This window comes from Paraburkholderia phymatum, from assembly GCF_040965635.1.
Classification (GTDB): Bacteria; Pseudomonadota; Gammaproteobacteria; order Burkholderiales; family Burkholderiaceae; genus Paraburkholderia; species Paraburkholderia phymatum_B.
This window is the reverse complement of record NZ_JBFRCH010000093.1, coordinates 1-1,443: the sequence shown is the minus strand read 5'-3', so window position 1 is coordinate 1,443 and position 1,443 is coordinate 1. Positions and strand designations below refer to the sequence as shown.

Below are 1,443 nucleotides of genomic sequence, written 5' to 3'. Positions count from 1 at the left end.
AAGCACCTTGTACAGCAAGGGCTTGAAGTGGAAAGTGGTTGATGCATTTGCAGTAACCTAGCAGATTATGGGTAGTTTCCTGCAAATTCTGTCGAGGTCTGGATGGGTCCGAAGACAGCGGTGAGCGAAGGCGATTTGTTCCGACATCCTCTGCGCGAGCAGATCAACCTGAAGCACCCGCTGGTACGTCTGGCCGATCTGATCAACTGGGATCGGCTGGGTACGTCGATGAGCGCGAGCTTCGTTTCCCGCAAGGGTCGTCCGGCCACCTCACCGAGGTTGATTGCTGGCCTGTTGTATCTCCAGCATGCGTTCGATCTGTCGGACGAGGAAGTGGTCTGGCAATGGGTGGAGAACCCGTATTGGCAGGTCTTTACCGGTGAGACGTACTTGCAGACCGAGCCGCCGGTCGATCCGTCGAGTCTGACGCGCTGGCGCAAGCGCCTGGGAGAAGCAGGTGTTGAAGAACTGCTGGCCGAGACGATCGAAGCGGCCAAGCGCGCGGGCGTGATCAAGGCCTCAAGCGCGAAACGCGTGATCGTCGACACGACGGTCATGCAAAAGGCGATCGCCCATCCAACCGATTCGCGCCTGCTCGAACGGTGTCGCGAACATCTGGTGAAGGCTGCGGCACGGCACGGATTGAAGCTGCGGCAGAACTACAACCGCGAGGCGCCGCACCTGGCGCGTCAGATTGGCCGCTACGCACATGCGAAGCAGTACAAGCGCATGAGGAAGGCCCTGCGCACGTTGCGCTCGCGCGTTGCCGGGTGATGCGTGACGTGGAGCGTCAGCTCGAATCGGTTGCTGACACCGGGCGCAGTGCGCTGCAGGAGTTGATCGGTCGCACCAGGCGGATCCTGTCGCAGAAGCAGAAGGACAGGAACAAGCTTTACGCCTTGCATGCACCGGAAATCGAATGTCTGGCCAAAGGCAAGGCCCGTACGCCTTACGAATTCGGCGTCGAGGTGTCGATCACGACGACCCACAAGGAAGGGCTCGTGATCGGCGCGCGCTCGATGCCGGGCAATCCATACGACGGCCATACGCTGGCCGAGGCGCTGGAGCAGGCGGCGATCCTGAGCGACGTGAAGCCGGAAGTGGCCATTGTTGATCGCGGCTACAAGGGCGTCGTTGTCGATGGCGCGAAGATCTATCACCCGGGATTGCGACGCGGGATCACGCGCGGCCTGCGCGCGATGATCCGCAGGCGAAGCGCGATCGAGCCGGCCATCGGTCACATGAAGGCGGACGGCAAGCTCGATCGGAACTGGCTCAAAGGTGCGCTCGGCGATGCGATACATGCGGTGCTGTGCGGTGCCGGCCATAACCTGCGGATGATCCTCAGAAAGCTGAGGCTTTTTTACGCCCTTGTTCTGATCGCTTTGCTCAACCGCCCAATCGCTGTTGTCTTCCAGCCGTGAGGACAACGGCCGACCAAAG

At 60.8% G+C, this 1,443-nt stretch carries 1 pseudogene; it reads left to right on the top strand.

Going from position 1 to position 1,443, the window contains the following annotated elements:
• The first annotated feature begins 102 nt into the window (after nucleotides 1-102).
• A pseudogene (locus tag AB4Y32_RS40280) lies at nucleotides 103-1,424 on the top strand (IS5 family transposase).
• Nucleotides 1,425-1,443 lie beyond the last annotated feature (19 nt).